Annotated in this window: 14 protein-coding genes; 3 read left to right on the forward strand and 11 right to left on the reverse strand. The window is 60.9% G+C overall.

Annotation, left to right across the window (positions count from 1 at the left end; genetic code table 11):
* The first annotated feature begins 99 nt into the window (after positions 1-99).
* Complete coding sequence (locus GF1_RS02220; protein WP_267927999.1) at positions 100-339, forward strand: DUF4143 domain-containing protein; 240 nt, start codon at positions 100-102, stop codon at positions 337-339.
* A 99-nt stretch (positions 340-438) separates the two neighbouring features.
* On the opposite strand, the gene GF1_RS02225 is transcribed toward GF1_RS02220, so the two are convergent.
* The 11 genes from GF1_RS02225 to GF1_RS02275 all read right to left on the reverse strand — a co-directional run bounded on the left by GF1_RS02225 (position 439) and on the right by GF1_RS02275 (position 17,018).
* Positions 439-4,212, reverse strand: a complete 3,774-nt coding sequence (locus GF1_RS02225) for a hydantoinase B/oxoprolinase family protein (protein WP_267928000.1) — start codon at positions 4,210-4,212, stop codon at positions 439-441.
* A gap of 66 nt (positions 4,213-4,278) precedes the next feature.
* A complete protein-coding gene (locus GF1_RS02230; protein WP_267928001.1) occupies positions 4,279-5,052 on the reverse strand; it encodes a creatininase family protein in 774 nt (257 codons plus the stop codon).
* A 2-nt stretch (positions 5,053-5,054) separates the two neighbouring features.
* Entirely contained in the window at positions 5,055-6,365 is a 1,311-nt protein-coding gene (locus tag GF1_RS02235; protein WP_267928002.1) for a TRAP transporter large permease, read from the reverse strand.
* Positions 6,365-6,871 carry a TRAP transporter small permease subunit gene (locus tag GF1_RS02240; protein ID WP_267928003.1) on the reverse strand — a complete coding sequence of 169 codons (507 nt, stop codon included), beginning with the start codon at positions 6,869-6,871 and terminating at the stop codon, positions 6,365-6,367. The genes GF1_RS02235 and GF1_RS02240 overlap by 1 nt, the downstream gene beginning before the upstream one ends.
* Positions 6,872-7,076: 205 nt before the next feature.
* Positions 7,077-8,069 (reverse strand): TRAP transporter substrate-binding protein, encoded by a 993-nt coding sequence (locus GF1_RS02245; RefSeq protein WP_267928004.1) that lies wholly within the window; start codon positions 8,067-8,069, stop codon positions 7,077-7,079.
* Between the two features lie 106 nt (positions 8,070-8,175).
* Positions 8,176-8,838: a GntR family transcriptional regulator gene (locus tag GF1_RS02250; protein ID WP_267928005.1), complete on the reverse strand. Its 663-nt coding sequence runs from the start codon at positions 8,836-8,838 to the stop codon at positions 8,176-8,178.
* Between the two features lie 233 nt (positions 8,839-9,071).
* Positions 9,072-9,413, reverse strand: coding sequence for a ribosome assembly RNA-binding protein YhbY (gene yhbY / locus GF1_RS02255; RefSeq protein WP_267928006.1), 342 nt, complete (start codon positions 9,411-9,413; stop codon positions 9,072-9,074).
* A gap of 277 nt (positions 9,414-9,690) precedes the next feature.
* Entirely contained in the window at positions 9,691-10,914 is a 1,224-nt protein-coding gene (locus GF1_RS02260) for a TraB/GumN family protein (RefSeq protein ID WP_267928007.1), read from the reverse strand.
* Complete coding sequence (locus tag GF1_RS02265) at positions 10,907-14,167, reverse strand: efflux RND transporter permease subunit (RefSeq protein ID WP_267928008.1); 3,261 nt, start codon at positions 14,165-14,167, stop codon at positions 10,907-10,909. The genes GF1_RS02260 and GF1_RS02265 overlap by 8 nt, the downstream gene beginning before the upstream one ends.
* 99 nt (positions 14,168-14,266) lie before the next feature.
* Positions 14,267-15,304: an efflux RND transporter periplasmic adaptor subunit gene (locus GF1_RS02270; RefSeq protein WP_267928009.1), complete on the reverse strand. Its 1,038-nt coding sequence runs from the start codon at positions 15,302-15,304 to the stop codon at positions 14,267-14,269.
* A gap of 64 nt (positions 15,305-15,368) precedes the next feature.
* Positions 15,369-17,018, reverse strand: coding sequence for a lytic transglycosylase domain-containing protein (locus GF1_RS02275; RefSeq protein WP_267928010.1), 1,650 nt, complete (start codon positions 17,016-17,018; stop codon positions 15,369-15,371).
* Between the two features lie 620 nt (positions 17,019-17,638).
* Between GF1_RS02275 and GF1_RS02280 the strand changes: the two genes are divergently transcribed.
* A complete protein-coding gene (locus GF1_RS02280) occupies positions 17,639-19,618 on the forward strand; it encodes a transglycosylase domain-containing protein (RefSeq protein WP_267928011.1) in 1,980 nt (659 codons plus the stop codon).
* A 98-nt stretch (positions 19,619-19,716) separates the two neighbouring features.
* Positions 19,717-21,048 (forward strand): hypothetical protein, encoded by a 1,332-nt coding sequence (locus GF1_RS02285; protein ID WP_267928012.1) that lies wholly within the window; start codon positions 19,717-19,719, stop codon positions 21,046-21,048.
* The last annotated feature ends 3 nt before the right edge of the window (positions 21,049-21,051 follow it).

Here is a 21,051-nt window from a genome sequence, read left to right on the forward strand (position 1 = left end):
TGATCAAAGCGAAATAGCTTTACCGTCCCCCTTGGGTGAACATAAATCTGCGCCTACCATGGCTCAGAATGCCCTTCACCGGGAATAGCTGGTGAACGGATGAAATCTCTTTCCCACATGGGTCTTGATGCAGAAAGATACTTCTGGAGGACAACCCAGCAGCAGGAAATAGACTATATTGAAGAAACAGCGCAGTCTCTGACCGCCTGGGAATTCAAATGGAACCCAGAGGCAAAGGCGAGAATCCCCAAGACCTTTACCCGTGCCTATCCGGAAGCTCGGTGTGCCGTAGTGACGCCAGAAAATTTCACTGAATTTTTAACCACCGAGACAGATTGAAAAAATGTCAAACGCACGAGTAATTCGTCACTGGCGCCCCATCTTCGAAGTATCCACTTATCTGCACGATCGCGGCTTCCGCCGATGGGGAGTGGGGGATTACTCCGGCAAACCGTAGCCGCCGCCGCCCGGGGTTTCGATGCGGATGCGATCGCCGGGGGCGGCCTGGATTTCGTTTTTACCGCCCAGGTTGATGGTGGTCCCGTCGGCGTGGATGAAGAGGTTGCGGCCGCGTTTTCCCGGTTTGCCGCCGGCAAGGCCGTAGGGGGCAAAGACGCGCCGTTCAGAGAGGATACTGACCTGCAGCGGGGCCAGGAACTCGATTTCCCGCACCAGGCCGTCGCCGCCGTGGAATCTGCCTTCACCGCCCGAGCCGTGGCGGATACTGAACTCGCGCAGCAGAACCGGGAAGCGGCGTTCGAGGATTTCCGGGTCCGTGATCCGGGTGTTGGTCATATGGGTGTGGACCCCGGACTGGCCATGCCAATCAGGTCCGGCCCCGGCCCCGCCGCCGATGGTTTCGTAGTAGCCGAACTCGGAGTTGCCGAATGTGAGGTTATTCATACAGCCCTGGGACGCGGCCGCCATCTCAAAGGCCCTGAGAATCACATCCACCACCCGCTGGGAAGTCTGGACGTTGCCGCCCACCACCGCGGCGTCCGGCGAGGGATCGAGCAGACAGCCTTTGGGGATGCGGATATCCACCGGTGCCAGGCAGCCGTCGTTCAGGGGCAGGTCTTTTTTTATCAGGCAGCGCAGGCTGTAGAGGATGGCCGACTTGGTCACCGCCCGGGGTGCATTGCAGTTGCCCCAGATCTGCGGATCCGTGCCGCCAAAATCAAGCACCGCACTCCCGGTGTCCCGGTCGATGGTGAGCCTGAGGGCAATCCTTGAGCCATCGTCGAGAAAATCCTCTGCCTCCACGCTCTCCTGCCGCGCCAGGCCGTGGTTCCCGGCAAATTCCCGCAGACTCTCCCGTACCGCCTCTTCGGCGGCCTCCTGCACATGTCCCATGTAGGCCTGGACCACGTCCAGGCCAAAATGATCCACCATCTCGAGGATCAGGTCAATGCCCTTCTGGTTGGCGGCGACCTGGGCCTTGAGGTCCGAGAGGTTGTCGGACAGCCGCCGGGAGGGATGGGGTCCAGCCAGCAGCAACCTCCTGATGCCCTCTTCCTGGAAGACGCCGTCCCGGACCAGCTTGAAGGAGAGGATGGCGGCTCCTTCCTCGCTGAGCTGGCGGGAACTGGGGGGCATGGAGCCGGGCGAGATACCGCCGATGTCGGCATGATGGCCCCGGCTGGCCACCCAGAAGATTATTTCCGGGTGACTGGTGCCTTCCCGGTGGTGAAAGACCGGGGTCATGACCGTGATGTCGGGCAGGTGGCTGCCGCCGGCGGCCGGGTGGTTGGAGACCAGCACGTCACCGGGAAAGATGTCGCCCTGCCGGCGGCGGATCTGTTCCCTGACCGCCTCGCTCATGGCGCCGAGGTGCACGGGCACGTGCGGCGCATTGGCCACCAGCTCGCCCCGGGCATTAAACAGGGCGCAGGAAAAATCCAGCCGTTCCTTGATGTTGGTGGAGATGGCCGTTTTCTGCAGCATGCGGCCCATCTGCTCGGCAATGGACATGAACAGGTTGCTGAAGATGGCCAGGTTGACCGGGTCGATGCGGGTATCCACCCGCCGGCTGTCCACTGTCTCTCCCACCTCGATCTCTACGTCCCCGTAGGTTGTGATCCGTGCCTGGCAGCCCGGTTCCACCAGGATGGTGGTGGTGTCGTGGATCAGGATGGCCGGGCCCTTGATTGTTGTTCCCGGCGCCAGGGATTCCAGGGCAAAGATGTCGGTATCGTGCCAGGAACCGTCAAAATAGCACGGGTGGGTGCCCAGCCGGGTAACGGAGCAAGGTGTTTTTGCAAGCTCCCTGCGGTGCAGCCTTTCCGCCTTGCCCAGGGCCCGGACCCGCAGGTCATCGACCAGGATTTCCCGGTCGCCAAGCGTGAAACCGAATTCGCGCTGGTATTCCCTGGCAAAGGCGGCCCCGAAATCACCGTCTTCGGGCTCCTGGATCATCAGCGGGGTGTCCGTGCCCTGGTAGCGCAGGTGCAGGTAGCGCTGTACCTGGATGGTGTCCCGGGTGAAGCCCTGGCCAAGCAGCTCCTCCATGGCCTGGTCGCTCAGTTCGTCGAGTTCCTGCTTAAGCACCGGCTGGTTTGCCCGGTTCCAGGTCAGGGCCGAGGGGCGCTGCCGCTGGCTGACCACGTCGGCCATGCCGATGCCAAAGGCGGACAGGATGCCGGAAAACCGGTGGATGAAGATTTTTTTTATGCCCAGCTTGCGGGCAATGGCGCAGCCGTGCTGGGGTCCGGCCCCGCCAAAGGTGGCCAGGACATGTTCCTTGATGTCAAAGCCGCGCAAGACGGAGATCTCCCGGATCGGCCGGACCATGACCTCGTTGGCCACGTCGAGAAAACCCAGCGCTACCTCTTCCACGCTGAGCGGCTCCAGCCCTTTTTCCCGGTAGCTGCGGTTGATCTCTTCGGTCAGCTCGGCCATGGCCTGGTAGGCGCCGTCCCGGTCCAGGGGCTGGTTCTCGTCCGGCCCGAAGATGTGGGGGAAGTACTGCGGCTGGATCCTCCCCAGAACCAGGTTGGCATCGGTGATGGAGAGGTAGCCGTTTTTCCGGTAGCAGACCGGGCCGGGATGGGCGCCCGAGGATTCCGGGCCCACCTTGAACATGTTGTTTTCAAAAAAGAGCCGGCTGCCGCCCCCGGCGGCCACGGTCTTGATGTGCAGCTGCGGGGCCTGGATGCGGACCCCGGCGGTCCGGGTTTCAAAGGTCAGCTCGTACTCGCCGCCGTAGCGGGAGACATCGGTGGAGGTGCCGCCCATGTCAAAGCCGATCACCGGCTGGCCGGTTTCGCGGTGAAAGGTCGTCATGGCATAGCCCACCACGCCTCCGGCCGGGCCGGAGAGGATGGCCCGCGAGCCGCTGAACTTTTCCGCGTCTACCAGACCGCCGTCCGACTGCATGAACAGTACCCGGGTGTCCTGGAGATGGTTGTCAAAGCCGCGGCGGAAACTGGTCAGGTAGCTGCGGATGTGCGGATTGAGGTAGGCATCCACCATGGTGGTGTCGCCCCGGGCCACCAGTTTGACCATGGGCATGACCTCGCTCGAGAGCGAGACCTGGGTGAAGCCAAGCTCCCTGGCTAGCCGGGCCGCGGCCTGCTCGTGTCCGGCCCAGGCATAGCCGTGCATGAAGACAATGGCCACCGAGGTGATGCCGCGGGCCCGGATCTGCGCCAGTTCCTTTTTAAGGGGTTCCAGCAAAATGGGCTGGAGGATGACGAACCGCTCCCCGGTCACCCCCTCCACCACCTCGTGTTCGCCGGGATCGGTGTCCGGCCGCAGGACCTGCAGCCGTTCATCCACCTCCACCACCTCTTCGTAGAGCAGCTCGGGTTTGCGGATTTCCAGGTCAAAGAGATCGGGCCGGTCCTGGTAGCCGATCTGGAGGATGTCGCGAAAGCCCCTGGTCACCAGCAGGGCGCAGCGGGCTCCTTTGCGCTCCAGCAGGGCATTGGTGGCCACCGTGGTGCCCATTCGGATCCAGTCGATCTGTTCGGTGGGGACACTGTCCGGATCGATGGGGCACCCCAGCACCTCCTGCAGGATGCGGCGGATCCCCTCGCGCGGGGCATCATCGTAGTTGGCCGGGTCCTCGGAAAGCAACTTGACCACCCTGTAGCCCGGAACGCCCGGCACCTCGGCATAAACATCGGTGAAGGTGCCGCCACGGTCGATGGAGAAACGAAAAGTTTTTCCTTTTTCTTTTGCTTTCAGCATGGTGTTGTTAGGTGTTTTCATGGGCTTTTCAGGCCGGGTTGCCGGCCCGCGGTTTTGTTGCTCAAAAGGGCTGGGGGACCGGGAGTATCAGGAATTTCCGAGGTGTTGCAGCAGCTCAAGAAGTCTTGAGACCAGGTGTTGGTGATAGATCCGTCCTTTTTCAGGGGTGGCCCTGGTCGGCGAGCCGGTGATGGTGTCACCGGTCCGTTCCCTTAGTTTTTCCATATCGTTGATTGTTGCCGGCACATAGCAGAGCGAATCACGGGAGCTGCCCGGATCGAGATGATACAGGGTCCGTTCCGGATGGGGCGCGTCGTGGAATCTGTCCGGGCGCAACAGTTCGGGGGAGCAGTGCATCATGTGGGAGATTTCCTGCTCGTCCCCATGACCGATGGAACCCATCTGCTCCCGGGCGATGACTTCTTTTGCCATGTGGGCCAGGTCAAAGAGGTACACCCGCACGCCGAGTTCTTCCTGGATCCGCTGAGCGCTGATCTGCAGCCAGGGAATGTTGACCAGACGGTGGCCGTTGATGACCACGAAAAGTCTGAAGCCGTGCCGAGCCAGGGAGCTGACAAGGTCGAAAAACAGCTCGATGAGGATTTCCGCCCGGATGCTTACCGTTCCCGGGACCACCAGGTGGTGTGGGCTCCAGCCGTACCAGAGCGGCGGGGCCATGAGGACGCCGCTTCTTTCCGCCCCTTCCTCGGCCACGGCCAGGGCCACATGGGTGTCGGTGCCCAGGGGGGCGAAGGTGCCGTGCTGTTCGGTGGAACCGACAGGGATGATGATCCGGTTGTCGTCTTCCAGGTAGGCGGCCACGTCCTGCCAGCTGTTTTCTTCCAGGCGAAAGGAGATCATGGTTACTTGCTGATCATCAGGTTGGGCAGATACAGGGCGATCTGCGGAAAGAGTGTGATGATGGCCGTGGTGATGACCATGAGAATGAAAAAGGGAAAGGCGTGCCGGGCGACCCTGGTGATGGGTTCCCTGGTCAATCCCTGGATGACAAAGAGGTTGAATCCCACCGGCGGGGTTATCTGGCTCAGTTCCACCATCAGGATCAGATAGATGCCGAACCAGATCGGGTCGAATCCTGCCGCCGTGACCATGGGCAGGGCGATGGGCAGGGTCATGACCACGATGGAAAAACCGTCCAGCAGGCAGCCGAGCACGATGTAGACACAGCCCAGCAGAACCATCAGGGTGTAGGGCGAGAGGTGGAGGTCCAGGATGGCCTGGGTGATGGCCGCCGGGATGCCGAGAAAGCCCATGGAGCGGGAGAGAAACCCGGCCCCCATGACAATGAGCATGATCATGGCATTGGTCTTGACCGCGCCCATCAGGCATTCCATGAGAATCTTCGCGTTCATGCGGCGGTTCACGAAGGCAAACACCGTAGCCCCGAACACGCCGATGGCCGCCGCCTCGGTGGGGGTGGCCACTCCGGCGTAGATGGAGCCGAGCACAAGGACGATCAGGATCAGGGTCGGGGCCAGGTCCTTGAGTCCGGCCAGTCGGTCACCCCAGGTGTAGACGGCGTCACCCTGGGGTGCGATCTCGGGATGGCGCAACCCCTGGAAGATGATATAGGCGGCATAGATGGACGAGAGCAGGAGCCCCGGCAGGATACCGGCCATGAACATCTTGCCCACCGACACTTCGGCCAGGATGGCGTAGACGATCATGATCAGCGACGGCGGAATCAGAAAGCCAAGGGTTCCGGCCCCGGCCAGCGAGCCCATGGCGATGCGCCGGTCGTAGCCGAGCTTGTCCAGCTCGGCCAGGGTGATCCGGCCCACCGTGGCCGTGGTGGCGGCGCTGGAGCCGGACACCGCGGCAAAGAGGGTGCAGGAGATGATGTTCATCAGGAGCAGTCCGCCGGGCAACCGGTACAGCCACGGTACCAGGGCCCGGAACAGTTTTTCCGAGATGCCGGAGCGGTACAGGATCTCACCCATGAGGATGAACATGGGCAGGGCCACGTATTCCCACTTCTCCACCGTGGCCCAGACCGACGAGGCCATGTTGTACCCGGCGGGCAGGGAACTGAAGAAAAAGAGCCCCAGACCGCCGACGATGAACAGGCTCATGCCGATCCAGATGCCGATGCCAAGGGTCAGAAAGAGGATCCCGAACACCACCAGGCTCATCAGGCCGATACCAGCGTCCATCAGAGCACCTCCTCACCGGTGGTGATGGCCTGCATGGTTTTAAGCGACATACCGATGAACTGGAGCAGGAAACAGGTGGCCCCGGCCAGCATCAGGGCCTGGGGAATCCAGAGCGGGGTACTGGTCAGCGTACCCGAGGTGGAGCCGTACCGGTACGAGGAGGCGACCATTTTGTAAAGGTACCACCAGAGATAGCCCATGAAACCGGTGGAGATTACCGTGGCCACAAAGGTCACCACCCGGGCCAGGGTGGCGGGCAGCAAGCCAAGTACCAGGGTGAGCCGGATATGGCCTCTTTCTTTGAGGCAGTAGCCGGCGCCCAGAAAGGTGATGGCCGCCAGGCCGTAGGCGCTGTACTCGTCGGCGATCAGTGTGGTCTTTTCCAGGACGTTCCAGAGCAGGATCTCCAGCAGGATGAGCATCGTCATCAGGGCCAGGATGATGGCCGAGACCCCGGCTGCCAGGTCGCTGACGATTTCAGTGAAGCGGATGATTCGGGATATCATGGGATGAAATCAGGGTACCGGTTGACAGCAGTGGCGCGCAACGTGAGCGCCGGGGCGGCTCACGTTGCGCGCCCCGTTTTGGTCCGCAGGGCTCGAAACAGGGCAACCTGCCTGTTGCGGGAGGAGGAACTCAGCGCAACAGACAGGAAAACAAGCCATTTTTCATGTCTCGTTATGAGAGGTCGGGCTGGTCCAGCCGTGCTGGTTAGTTATGCCCGGTGCGTTTGTAATATTCGTCCAGGATGGCCTGGGCCTCGGGACCGGCCTTCCTGGCCCACTGGGCCCGCAGCCTGGTGCCGATCTGGTTGAGTTCGCGGCGGAACTGGTCGCTGACCGGGGTGATGATCATGCCGTTTTCCTGGAGGGTCTTGCGGCTTTTGGCATCCATGTCCGCGGCCAGGTTCCACATCTCCTGCTCCATCTCCGCGGCAACCTGCTGCACCTTGTCCTGGATGTCCTTGGGCAGCCTGTTCCAGGCCGCCTTGTTGACGTTGACCATGTTGACCGGGCCGACAATGTTGATCGGGGTGAAGTACTTCAGCACTTCCCAGGCCTTGGCATCGACACCGGATACCGACGAGGTGTACATGGAATCGAGCAGACCGGATTTCATGGCCGGGTAGACCTCGGAGAAGGGCATCTTGCGGGCCGCGATACCGGTGGCCTTGCCGAACGCCAGGCCGGTGCCGTCGTAGACCCGCATCTTGAGACCCTTGAGGTCGGCCACAGATTTGATTTCGCGCTGGGTGTAGATGCCGGAAAAGGGCCAGACCGAGGTGTAGAGGGTGAACTGGTTGAACCGGTCCAGGGTTCTGGCGTAGGCCGGTTTGGCCAGTTCGTAGAGCAGCCGCTGTTCCTCGGCATTGGTGGCGATAAACGGCTGGGCGGTCAGAGCCAGCAGCGGGGCGTCGCCCTCCACCATGCCGGTGGGAATCTCGGCAATGGTCAGCTGGCCTTCGGCCACGGCCCGGAGCAGTTCCGGTCCCTTGAAACCGAGAGAAGCCCCCGGATGGAGCACGATTTCAAGTTCGCCGTTTGTCACCTCCTTCACACGGTCGGCAAAGCGCTGGGCGCCCTGGGAGTGGAAGTTGCCGGCCGGATAGTTGAGATGCATGTCCCATCTGGTCTTTGCCACAGCACCGGTGGCAAGCAGGGCGGTGAACATGAGCCCGAGAAGAAGTGCGAGTCCTTTTTTCATGGGTATCCTCCTGTGTGTTGGTTGCACCTGTCCGGGAACAAACCTTCTGTCCGCACGCGGACAAGGTTTTTGTCCTGATCCAGGCACGGGATTGGCTATATGTTTTTCAGCCTGTCAGGTAGCTGATGATCCTGTTTTTGAATATCGCACAGTGATCCCTGAGTACCTGCTGCAGTTGCGGGAGGTCTCGGGTCGTAATGGCGTTGATTATCTCTTCGTGCTGATGGACCACCGAATCATAATGGTGCTGCAGGGCCTGGCGGGGTTCTATTTCCGTTGAATAGGAGAGGTAGGCCAGCCGGTTGGTTTCGCAGCGGACCTTCTGCAGGGCTTCGGTGAGATAGAGGTTGCGGGAACAGGTGGCGAAATCCAGGTGAAAGGAGTGGTTCAACTCCACCATGGAGAGAATATTCATCTCCCGAACAGCCTCTTTCATGGCCTCGTTGGCCCGGCGCATGGCCAGGAGACATTTGTCGTTCTGGCCCCGGATAACCAGGGGGGCAATGCCCTGTTCCATGACTTCCAGGGCGTCAAAGGCGGCTTTCGTGTTTTGCAGGGTGATGGGTCGGACCACAAACCCTTTTCCTGGCTGGGACTCCACGAGCAGGTCGCCGCACAGGGTCATCAGCGCTTCCCGTATCGGTGTCCGGCCGATATCAAGCTCTCTGACCAGTCGACTTTCCTCGAGATGTTCCCCCGGCTCGTACTCCAGGGTGATGATCTTCCGGTAAATTTTCTGGTAGGCGACCGAGCCGAGCGATTGTTTCATGCCGGTTTCAGGGTTGAGGTTGCTTGTGACGATTAAGAATATTCCTAATGTATATTTCAAATATATGTCAAGCTATTTATACACAGGGGCGCAGGGTTACCGGGCCGATGGCCGGCGGAGGCAGGAATTCAGGGGCAAAAAATCGGAGTACAGTGGACCTGCGCAGGCCGGGGATGATGGGCAACGCCGGCCGGCGCAGGTCAGGGTCCTGTTCCTGGTGCAGCAGGGACAGGTCAGCGGGGGAGGGTGATGCGCTGCTTTTCCGGCAGGTCGTCGTTTGGCTGGTAGAGGAGGATGGTCTTGCCGATGAGCTGTACCAGGACCGCACCGGTGCGGACGGCGACCTCGGTGGCCGCTTCCTTTTTGCCCACCGGGCAGTTCTGTCCCAGCTTGACCTTGAGCAGTTCGCGGGTCTTCAGGGCGTCGCGTACCGACTGGATGACGCTTTCACTGATGCCTTCCCGGCCGACCAGGACCACCGGGTCCAGGTGGTGGCCAAGGCTGCGCAGGTGACGGATCTGTCTGGAGTTGAGAGTCGGTGTGCTTTTTGCCTTTTTTTTCTTCTTGTCAGCCATGGTTGAGTTGCTATCAGGGTTTATGGTTTAACAGGCCATTGAAAAACTACTGCGCCAGGTGATACTGCGTCAAAATTCGGCTCAGGTAAGCGAGCTCGAAGTCTGCGCTTATCTGCGAGACTCCGAAACGCTCATGTACTCTATGTACACTGCGCTTTTTCGCCTCATTTTTCCTTGTCTCCTCTTCGCTCGCTACGTTTTTCAACGGCCTGTTAAGCGCTGTGGTGAAGTATCGTGTCTACGGCCGGGATGCCGCGCTGATGTCGATAGTTCGGGTTCAGGTGAACAGGTTGGTGAAGATCCGGTAGCCCCCCACCCAGGTGCCGATGGAGGAGCCGAATCCGGTCATGAAAAAGACCAGGAAGACCCGCAGCAGCTTGTTGCGCCACCAGCCCCTGACCGAGCCGATATCCTGGCCCACGGCCTCGAACTCCCGTACCACCGGCGGATTGGTCATCACCTGGACAAAGGCGCATACGTAGCCGGCGCCGATGACCGGGGTGAGGCTGGTGATGGGGGCGGCTGCAAAGGCGGAGAAAATGGTGGCCGGATGGGCCCAGGCGATCATGGCGCCGATGGCCGAGGGGATGCCGTTGGCCAGGACCCAGTACAGGGCATTGGCCCCGGCCTCGCTCACGCCCTGGCGCAGGCCGATGACGCCGATGGAGAGGATGATGGCCACCGGGATGGACCAGCCCAGGATCTTCCAGATTTTCGAGACCGGCGGGATGGTATCGATCTCGGCCATCCGGTGGCTGTTATCCTCGTGGATGGCCCGCTCGATGCCGGCCATGTGCCCGGCCCCGACCACGGCGACGATCCGTTTGCCCGGGGCATTCTTGATTTTTTCCGCCATGTAGATGTCCCGTTCGTCGATGAGCGCCTCCTTGGCCTGGGGCATGACCTCGCCGATTTCCTTCATCAGCTCGGAGAGCACGTCCTTCTGGCGCAGTTCGGCCAGCTTCTCTTCGTCCAGTTCGGTCTTGTCAAAGAGCGAGCCGATGAGAGTGGCCAACAGGTAGCCCTTTCTGAGAAAGGGGGTGGCCTTCCAGGCCCGGCGCAGAGTCACCCGCACGTCCCGGTCGCAGAGCTCCACCGGGATGCCCAGCTCGGTGGCCACGTTGGCGGCCGTGAGCAGCTCGGTGCCCGGCATGATGCCCAGCTGGCCACCCAGTTTTTTCTGGTACGAGGCCAGGATCAGGTTGACCATCAGGGTGGCCAGCTGCTTGTTGCGGATCACCTGTTTCAGGTCCAGGTTTTCCCACCGTTCCCGCCTGGACAGGGCCTGGAACCGTTTCTCGTCCAGTTCGATGCACACCGTGTCGGGGTGCTCCTCCTTGATGATCTGTTCGACGATCTCGGCTGAATGCCTGGAAATATGGGCCGTGCCCACCAGGAGGATGGTTTTGTCGCCAGTCCTGATGACCGTGGCGTCCTGCGGATATTCCCGTGACGGGAAGGGCGTGTCAGAGGGTGTTTTGTCTGTCGGTTGGTCAGTCATGTATCTGCTCTATATGTATTCGCGTCCGGCCCGGGCCGGAAATTTTTTTATTTTTGGTACCTGTACGGCGCTCGGCCGCTGCCATGAGCATATCCCATTCCACCGGGACGATGATGATGGTCAGGAAGGTGGCGGTGCACAGGCCGGTGACAAAGGTCATGGCCATGGTGCCCCAGACCAGAGAGTATTCCGGTATGCCAAGCGCCATGGGCAGAAGCCCGAGTGTCGTGGTCAGGGTGGTCAGGATGATCGGCCGCAACCGGATGTTGGTGCCGGCAACAATGGCCTGGTGCCTGGTCAACCCCTTTTGGTAGGCCTTGTTGATGAAATCGACCAGGACCAGGGAATCGTTGACCACCACCCCTGTCACTCCGACAATAGCGATGAATGAGTTAATAGTAAAGAGGGAACGGGAAAGAAAGGTGCCGTAGATCACTCCGATCAGGGCGAAGATCACCGCCGAAATGATGATCAGCGGCTGGGTATAGGAGCCGAACTGGGCCGCCAGGATGAGGTAGATCAGCGTCAGGGCTATGAAAAAGGCATAGGTCAGCGAGGTATACGAGCGGTGGGTAGACTCGTATTCCCCGGCAAAGTTGAGGCTGACGCCGGGGTACTGGTCCTGGACCGATTTGAACCAGGCCCTGACCTCCTTGATCACGGACTGGGAGGAAACCGGGCTTTCCGGGCGCAGGTCCGCGGTCAGGGTCACGGCGGACAACCCCTGGAACCGGTTGAGGAACCCGGGCTCGACGGAAAATTTCGGCTCGACCAGGTCGCCCAGGAGTACCGGCCCGTCCGGATGGTCGATGGCCACGGCCGCAAGGGCCTCTTTCAGACCATGTTCGGGACTGGTGGCCAGCTTGAGCTTGAGGTCGATCTCCTCGTCCTCGAGCCGGTATTTGCCCACGACCCGGCCATTGAGAAGCGAGGCGGCCAGCAGGGCTACCTGGTCCGGGGTGAGATTGTATTCCATGATCCGCTCTGGCCGGATTGCAAACCGCAGGACCCGGCCCGGCTGGCCCTGGTCGTCCTGGAGATCGATGAGCCAGGGGGCGATATCGGGATCATGGCGTAGAAAATCCATGGCCCGGGCTGCCGCCTCCTGGACCCGGTCCCGTTGCCGGCCCAGGATACGGATATTGATATCCTTGCCCGCCGGCGGCCCGTCCTTTTCCGGCCGGATATGGAGCCTGAAACCGGTCTCCCGGCTGAAATGGGCCAGCTTGCGGCGCATGGAGTCGAGGTGGAGGAGGATATCGCTGGAATCGTCCTCGAACTGCCGCTCGCGGATGGCAGGCAGGGTGACCACCACGTGCCCCACCTGGCTGCCCCAGACCGGGTAGTAGTCCTCGTTGAGGTAGAACCCGGCAATACCGGCCGCGGAGGTCGCCATGCCCGGGCCGTCGGCCATGACCTCGGCGGCGATTTTCTTTACCAGTTCATGGGTGGTGTTGATGGAGGTCCCGGCCGGACCGGTGACTTCCACATAGAAGATGGAGTAGTCGTCCGGGAAGAACGAGACCCGGATCAGGTTCATCCGCCCGGTGAGCGAGACCAGGGCGATGAACAGGGCCGAGGAAAAGAGGAGAAACAGGAGCAGCAGCGACCACTTGCGATAGATCAGCACCCGCTCGAGCAGGTAGTTGAACAGGGCCCGGTTGAACGCCATGAACCGGGTATCCTCGATTTCCAGGCTGTGGCCGTCGCCGCTGATGCGAAAGCGGCGCCCCCGGGTCTTTGCCTGGGTCTCCCGCTGGCCGAAGTCCAGGTAATGGACCGGGAGAATGAAAAGACATTCCAGCAGTGAGGCGATGAGGGCGTAGGTGACCGCCTTGGGGATGACGGCAAAGAATTCACCGGTGGAACCGGTCATGATCAGCATGGGCAGAAAGGCGGCGACCGTGGTCAGGGTGGCCGAGACCACCGGCAAAAAGACCTCGGCCGTGCCGTCCTTCACCGCGTCGTGCAGTTTCTTGCCCTGCTGGACATGGCGGTAGATATTCTCCACCACCACGATGGCGTCATCGACAATGATCCCCGAGACCAGGACAAAGGCGAACAGGGAGATCTCGTTGATAGAGTTGCCGGTCAGGTACATGATGGCCATGGTGACCATGAAGGAAAACGGAATACCCACCGTGGTCAGGGCCGCGTTGCGCAGTCCCATCACCGACCAGATGAGGATGCAGACCAGGATGATGCCGAGCAGCAGGTTGGTGCCCAGTACCCGCATGGAATCCTTGATCTTGACCGTGGAATCCTGGGTGACGACCAGCTCGATCCCCTCTTCCCGGTACCGGTCGCGGTTTTCCTCCACCACTTTCCTGGTCTCGGCGGCGATCTGGATGGCATTACCCTGGCGGGTCTTGATGAGCTGGAGCGAGACGCAGTCCTGGCCGTTGATCGAGGACATGACAAAGGGCTGGCGATAGGAGAGGGTCTCGGGCAGAGGGGCGTCGGGGTGGGCGACGATGTCGCGGATGCGGATAAATGAACCGTCCCCGTCCCGCCGGATAATGGTATCCATGACCTGGGTCCGGCTACGGAACCGTTCGTCCACGCGGAGCATGAATTCCCCGCCCGGGGTGTCGTATGCGCCGGCCGGGACAGTGATGTTGGCCCGGGAGAGGGCCCGGGCCGCCTGGTCAAAGGTGACACCCAGGCTCCGCATGCGCCTCTGGTCGAGCAGGACATGGAACTCCCGGACGAATTCGCCCACCAGCTTGACTTCCTTCAGGTCCGGGACCCGGGCCAGGAGCCTGGTCTTCAGGTCTTCGGCCATGAGGATCAGGGCCCGGTTGGAGCGTTCGCCGACGATGTTGACCGAAATGGCGGGAAACCAGTCGTTGACATCGAGCTCGTTGAACCGGGGCGGGTCCACAGTGTCCGGCAGGTCGGAAAGAATGGTCTGGACCCGGAACCGGACCTCGTCATAGCCGCGCTGGTAGTCGGTGTCATCGATGAACTTGATCAGGATGGACGAGCGCTCCCGGTAGGAGTGGGAGAGGATATACTCCACGTTATTCATGTTCTCCAGCGCGTCCTCGATCACCCGGGTGACCAGGGCCTCCACGTCGCCGGGAGAGGCGCCGGGGAAATAGGTGTCGATCATCACCTTGCCGAAATGGATATTTGGATAGCGCTCAACAGACGAGCGCAGCATGGCATAGGCCCCGATCACCATCAGGAGCACGAAGAAGAGGTTGCAGAAGACTTTCTGCTTGAGGGTGAAACGAACAAGTCCGGTCATGAAAAATCTGTCAGTTGGTCCGCTGCATCTCCCGGGACAACAAAATCCCGGGGAACAGGCTGGAGCCCGACTTTTCGCGCTTCAGGCAGAGCTTGCGAGTTACCGGTCACGGGACGTCTTTTCCGCAGGTTCGGGGCAGATAACCTGGTCACCGGCGTGGAGTCCGGGCGAGGAGACCCGCAGCATGGGCGTACCGCTGTGGTCGTCCGGGGCCGGGCCGAGGACGATGACCCGGATCCTGGTATGATCGGCCCGGGTGAGCCAGTGTTCCTTGTACCGTTCTTCCACGGCCGGGGCCGGAACCAGGAGACCGCCCAGGGGATCGGGGAGGCGCAGTGTGAGTTCCACCCGCAGGCCCCCGCGCCGCACCGGCAGTCGGGCCATGGTCTCCAGGTCCAGGGCCAGCTGGATCTTAGTCTTGCGGGAGAGCGGATCAAAACCAGGAGAGATCCGATACAGGGAGGCGGTCCCCCGGAGGTTCAGCTCCGGCAGAGAGACCGGGATCTTTTCCATCTGCTCCAGGGCCTGGAACTCGGTATAGGTCACTGCCAGGGGAACAGTCAGTGTGCGGAAATCTCCGGCCCGGGCCAGGGGCTGGCCGGTGGTGACCCACTGGCCGGGTTCCACGTGCCGGGCCATGACCAGGTAGCCGGGCGGACCGAGGACCCGGTGCCGGGCAAGCAGTTCTTCCAGCCGCTGTTTCTCGGTTTCCAGGCCTTCCAGGGTGAGCCGGACCTGGTCGCGCCGCAACACGGCTGCGTCCAGCAGGGCACGAGCCGAGGCCTGGCTGGCCACCAGGGAGGTGTAGCGGTCCACTTCCTGCTGCTCGTAGCGCAGCTGGCGTCGGTTCTGCTGTATCTTGTTGAGGATGGTGCTGAGTTCCAGCCGGGTGAACAGGGAGTCGATGGTGGCAAAGAGGCCATCCCCGGGCAGGGGCTGACCGATATCCGCCTCCACGCTCAGGCAGCGGCCGGACACTTCGCTGATGATATCGAGTTCCGCCCGGGGGCGGGTGAAACCGCTGAAGCGGGTTTCCACGAAGGAGGGCCGGACAGCGCAGGTGGTGGTCCCGGCATGCAGGGAGGCCGGAAAGATCCATCCGGACATCAGGAGAAAAAAGAGGATTCGTGACAGCATGGGTGGGCAGCGGGTCGGGCTGCGGTTTACCCCTTCTTGATGACGAGCCGTTTGCCCGGGTGGATCATGCTTGTGCGCAGGTTATTCCAGCGTTTGATATCCTTGGCCGATACCCGGAACCGGCGGGCGATGGTCCATAGCGAGTCACCGCTGCGCACCCGGTAGTAGGTGACGACTGCTTCGTCCCGGGCAAGGGTGGCCGGTTTCCGTTTTTTGGTCTCAGCAAGCACCGGATAGTCTCTGGCCGGGGACCTGGTGGTTCCGGTTGCCGCCGTAACCGCGGCCTCGTAGCTGACCCCCGGTCCAGGTAGAGGGCCAGGTGGTCTCCGGCCCGGATCTTGCGCACGTCGGTGATGTCGTTCCACTGTATGATAATGTTCACCGGCACGTTATAGAGACGGGAAATCTTGCCCAGGGTATCGCCACGGCGGATCTTGTGGAGGACCAGTTCGCCATCTCGGCCGGCGGCGGCAAAGCGGCTTTCCGGGGTTTCGCCTTCCTTAAGCAGCACGTACTTGGTAGTCCGGTAGGGGATCCGCAGCCGCTGTCCGGGTCGCAGGGTGGCGCTGTGCAGGTTGTTGGCCTTGAGGAGCGTGGTCTTGTTGAGCCCGTATTTGCGGCAGATCCGGGTCAGGGTGTCGCCCTTGCGTACCTTGTGGGTCTTGAAGCTGGTGGTGATCACCGGGTGGAGGCGTTTGAGGTTGGCGGCCACCACCTCGCCACGGCCCTCGGGAATCCGCAGGGTATAGGAGGAAAGCCCCGGAGGAGTCTGGTTACGCAGGAGTTCGGTGTTGAGGTTCTTCAGAGTCTTGACGCTGGTGTTGCCGGCCGTGGCCACCGCGGCCAGGTCGGTGCGCGGCGGGACCTTGACCAGGTCGTAGCGTTCCGGCTCTTCGTACTTGATATCGGTGAAGCCGTATTTTTTCGGCTCGCGGGCAATGAGGATGGCGGCGATCAGTTTGGGTACATACCGTTTAGTTTCCAGCCGCAGGTAGCGATACCTGGCCAGCTGCCAGAAATCGCGGGTCTTGTAGCGGCGGATGGCCCGGCCGATCTTGCCTTCCCCGGCATTGTACGCCGCCACGGCCAGGTACCAGTCGCCAAATTCATTGTACAGGGTGGAGAGATAGGCAATCGCCGCTCTGGTGGCCTTTTCCGGGTTGCGTCGTTCATCCACCCAGCGGTCGATACGCAGGCCATAGTTCCTTCCGGTACTGCGGATGAACTGCCACAGCCCCGAGGCATGGGCCCGGGAGTAGGCCCGGGGGTTGAAGCCTGACTCGATCATGGCCAGGTAGGCAAGATCTCGGGGTAGGCCCGCTTTTTTCAGCTCTTCCTGGATTGCGGGCAGGTACCTGGTGGAGCGGGCCAGCCACCGCTTGAAGTAGCGGCGCTGCCGGTTCTGGAACAGGTCGAGATAGAACTCCACCTGCTTGTTGATGGTGATGGGGAAGTCAAAGGTGACCTTTGCTTCTTCGGGCGGGATTTCCTTGCCCGGCTCTTCCCAGGAGCCAAGCTGGTTGAGGGCGGAAAGTTCTTCTTCAAGCAGTTGCTGTGGTTCGGCCACCTCATACTGGGCCGCAGTGTCCGGAGGGGTGTCGATGGTGTCGGGCCCTGCCTGGCTGTCGGCCAGGTGTGTTATGGGGGTACAGGCTGAAATTGCTGCCAGGACAGCAAGGAGCAGGCAGCAGGGAAAAAATGAGTATGTCTTCATGCACCACTTCCAGAGGGTGGACCGGAATAAGATCCTGAAATCATATCGTGAGAGCGGGATCTTTTTTCGATCGGATGATTGTTATCACGGTTTTTTACCATTATAATCGTGTGGTTTTCAATAAAAAAACACGGTCCCGGGCAATTGAGGGCCTTGAGCACGAGATAATTGACAGCCGCGAGATGCTGGAATATGAAACCTAAATTGAGCGATTTTCATTTCGCCGTTTCACTGCTGCCCCAAGATGCGAGTCTTGTGGTGTTTCATCGGAGTCTGCGCTTACCTGTAGTTCAGCCTACATGGAACACTGCAAGGCGAAGCAGGTAAGCGGAGCAAAGCGTAGACTCCGGTTTGGGGCAGCAGTGAAACGGCGAAATGGAAATCCCGGAGGGTTTCGCCCATCTGCAACACTTTAAGAAGAAAACTAGTTGTAATCATTTATCTTTTTACCAATTGCAGATGGGTAAAACGCTCAATTTAGGTGAAAAAAAGTTTTGTAAATGACCTCGATGATGAATAGTGTGGTGAGCACGGTCGGGGCCGTCTTGCCGGACGGTCACGCAACTTTCGTGCAATTTTCAAGCTGTCCGCTCCCCGGACAAGAAAAAATCTAAGCCAACGTGATACGACGTTTTTTCAAATATCTCTTTGTTACACTGATGGTGCTGGGGCTGCTGGCCATGGCCGCTGCCGGCGGTGGACTCTATTATCTCATCGTTATCAATCCCGGGCCCAAGATCGAACAGTCCTATATCCAGTCGGTCCTGGGGCGGGAAAGCCCGGTCTACTACCGGGACGGTGAGGAAAAGATCGGTGTCCTCTTCCAGGGGACCCATCGGCAGTATCTCAGCTACGAGCAGATCCCGAAAGATTTTATCAACGCCCTGGTGGCGGCTGAGGATGACCAGTTTTTCCACCACTTCGGTGTGGATATTCCCGGCATTATCCGGGCCATGATCGTCAACATCAAGGCCGGCCGGGTGGTGCAGGGGGGTAGTACGCTCACCCAGCAGACAGCCAAGAACCTGTTCAAGCGCGAATCTCGCTCCTTCAAGGCCAAGCTGCGCGAACTCCTCTACGCCTTTCGCCTGGAATACCATTACCCCAAGGAAAAGATCCTCGAGTTCTATATCAATCAGTTCTTTGTCTCGGGTAACGGCCACGGGCTGGGGGTGGCGGCCAGGTATTATTTCGACAAGGAACCCGATGAACTCACCCTGCTGGAGTGCGCCTTCATCGCCGGCAGTGTCAAGCGTCCCAACTATTACAATCCCTTCACCAAGAAGACCGAGGCTGCGGCGGAGCGGGCAAGGAAACGTGCCGAGGCCCGGGCCGCCTACGTGCTCGGCAAGATGCGCAAGCTGGGTATGATCTCCGAGCTCCAGTACGGCCAGGCCATGGCCGCGGATATCGTCTTCAAGCGGGGCAAGATGTCCTACGCCCTCAACACGGTGATGGACCTGGTCAAGGACGGGCTCGCCGACCCGGCCATCACTGCGGCCCTGGAGCAAAACGGCATCTCCAATGTCTCCACCTCCGGTATCCGCATCATCACCACCGTGGATCAGGACCTGCAGGAAAAGACACTCTACGCTCTCCGGCGCCATCTCTCGGTGCTGGATGTGCAGTTGCGTGGCTACGAGCGGGAACAGGTACAGAAAGAGTATACCCGGATCGATTTTGCCGGGGAACTGGAGCCCCGGGCCGGCTCCTTCCTCTTTGGCACCATTGTCTCGGTGCAAGCCAGTGACGGGGAGGGGGTGCTCATCCAGGTGGATCTCGGGCCCAAGAAGCCCCGCGGGGTTATTGACCGCAGGGGCCTTGCCCGGGTGCTGACCGCCTTTGTCCGCTACAACGGCCAGCGCTGGTCCGAGGTCCAGGATGGTGATCTGGCCCTGCTCCTTGACCAGCTCAAGGAAGGAGACCGGGTGTTTGTTTCGGTCAGGAGGGTCGACGAGGGCGAGGGAACACTGGCCCTGGAGCTGGAAAAATATCCCAAGCTGCAGGGGGCCGCGCTGGTCCTCCAGGACGGGGCCATCCGCGCCATGGCCGGGGGCATGGAAAACCGCTACTTTAACCGGGCGGTCAAGGCCCGGCGGCTCATGGGCTCGACCTTCAAACCGTTTCTTTTCTCGGCTGCCCTGCAACTGGGCTGGAATGCCACCGATCTGCTGGATAACCGGCGAAACGTCTTTGTCTTCATGGACCGGCCCTACTTCCCCCGTCCGGACCACCACAGTCCCTACGACTTTGTTTCCATGAGCTGGGCCGGGGTGAATTCCGAGAACGTGGCTGCGGTCTGGCTCCTGTATCATCTGCTGGATCACCTTACCGAGCCGCAGATACGGGAAGTGGCGGCTAAACTGGATATGGCCCCCGGACCGGCAACAGTGGCCAGGAGAGTTACAACAGGTTCAAGCAGCGCATCCGGGACCGGTTCGGAATCCGGATCGACCGCGATGTCCTGGCCCAGGCGGCCTACGAACTCACTGTCCGGTCGCTGGAGGCGGATTTTCTCTTTGAGAACCGGGAAGCGGAGTACCGGCAGCTGCTGGATCTTCCCTATGGCCTGCACTATGACCGGTATAGCGAAAAGATAGAGCAGCAGCTCGAGGATCCCGAGCTCAAGAACCGGGAACGGGCCGAGCTGGAACTGCGGCGGAAAATTCTGGCCCATAGCTTTGTCTCCCTCAGGCCGGTGCTGCCGGCCCTTGACCGCTATCAAAACTATATCAGCGAGCAGCTGCAGGGGGAGAACGACTTTGACCTGTTCTCCATCTTCAGCAGGCCCGAGCCGCTGACCCCGCCCGAAGGCCGGATATACAGTGATGGGCAGGGCCGGTTCATTTTCAGCCTTACCGACGAGCCCGAATCCCACTGGCAACCCGTGGAGCCCCGGGAGTTGGTACAGCGGCTGGGAAGCATGGATGCGGACCAGCGGACCCGGTTCTGGGAAGAAGTTCAGCTTGATGGCCGGGTAACGGCCCGGGCCCTGCGCCAGGTTGCCTCCCAGGCGGAAAGGGAACTGGCCTTTCTGGTCACCCGCAAGCCCTATTCCATGGAGGTCCTGGCCAAGATTCGTGACTACCGGGTCATGCTCGGGCTCCAGTACCTGCGCAGCCTTGGCCGAGCCGCCGGCCTGACCTCCAGGCTGGAGCCGGTGCTCTCCTTTCCCTTGGGTTCCAACGTGGTCACCCTGCTGGAAGCGGTGCGGATGTACGAGACCATGGTCCGCGGCAACCTGCTGGAGCCGGTACGGCCTGTGGTGGAAGAACCTGAAGAGGATGCCGATGAAATTTCCTCCGAGGGGCTGGCTATCATCGAGCGGATCGAAACCTCGGACGGCAAGGTGATATACCGCCAGGATATGACCCCGGACCGGGTCTATGACGACCGGGTCAGCGCGGCGGTGGACCACATCATGCAGAATACCGTAACCTATGGTACCGGCCGCCAGGCATGGAACACGGTGCGGCTGCACAGCCGGGATCCGCAACAGGAAGAGGAACTCAAGGCTCTGGACATGCCGGTGCCCATGCTCGGCAAGACCGGAACCGCCAACCAGTTCCGCAACGCCGCCTTTCTCGGCTATGTGCCTGTGCTGGCCGGGGACGGTCAGTCGGTGATGCAACTCGATGGCGGCTATACCGTTGGTGTATATGTGGGCTATGATGAAAACTTGCCCATGGTCCGCGGCACGACCCATGTCACCGGATCGTTCGGGGCCCTGCCTATCTGGAGCCGGATGGCCTCGTCCATCCTGGATCATGAGCAGGTCGGAGACCGGATCGATCCGGTGGATCTCACCTTCAACGGCCTGGGGCTCCGCTATCCGGCGACGGGGCAGCTGTTTGTCCCGGTGGATCCCGATCAGGGCGGGACGGTGATCCCCGGACGCGGCGCCCGGGACGGGCAGGTGCCGCCGCCGGCCCCGGTCATCCTGACCTATGGCCGGGTCATGGACCGCGGTCATTTCGAGCCGGATCGGTTTTTCAGACCGTTCTGGAAAAACGGAGTCCGGAACCGGTAGTTC

The sequence above is a fragment of the Desulfolithobacter dissulfuricans genome (assembly GCF_025998535.1).
In the GTDB taxonomy this organism is placed as follows: domain Bacteria; phylum Desulfobacterota; class Desulfobulbia; order Desulfobulbales; family Desulfobulbaceae; genus Desulfolithobacter; species Desulfolithobacter dissulfuricans.